The following is a 513-nucleotide window of genomic DNA, read 5'->3' on the forward strand; positions in this document are numbered from 1 at the left end:
GATATTTACAGAAGAAAGGGCCATTATCATCTTGAAGGCGAACCGCCGTATATTCTCGGCTACGAAGGGGCAGGAGTTGTAGAAGCTGTTGGCAAACAGGTGCAGGGAATTAAGATTGGTGACTCCATTGCTTTCGCTGATGTACCTTATGCTAATGCCGAATTAGTGGCAGTCCCATTTCATAAAGCCATCCCAATCCCTGATAATATTGCCTTTACAGACGCAGCGGCTGTTCTGCTTCAAGGTTTGACTGCTCAATATTTGGTAGCGGACAGTTTCCCTGTCCAACAAGGAGATACAGTGGTTATTCATTCAGCTGCAGGCGGTGTCGGTCAGCTGCTTGTTCAATTGGCTAAAATAAAAGGAGCAAAAGTGATTGCTATTGTGTCATCAGCGCTTAAAGCAGAGGCGGCCAAAAAAGCAGGAGCGGACCATACGCTCACATATGCTGATAATTGGACAGCTTCCGTGCAGGAATTGACCGATACTAAGGGAGCGGATGTAGTCTATGAT

The 513-nt window shown here is 46.4% G+C and carries 1 protein-coding gene; it reads left to right on the forward strand.

Annotated features, from left to right (window positions below; genetic code table 11):
- A partial coding sequence (locus tag QD409_RS35775) for a zinc-binding dehydrogenase (RefSeq protein ID WP_430765089.1) occupies window positions 1-513 on the forward strand: 513 nt, incomplete at both ends.

The organism is Rhizobium sp. BR 315, from assembly GCF_050577975.1.
GTDB lineage: Bacteria > Pseudomonadota > Alphaproteobacteria > Rhizobiales > Rhizobiaceae > Rhizobium > Rhizobium miluonense.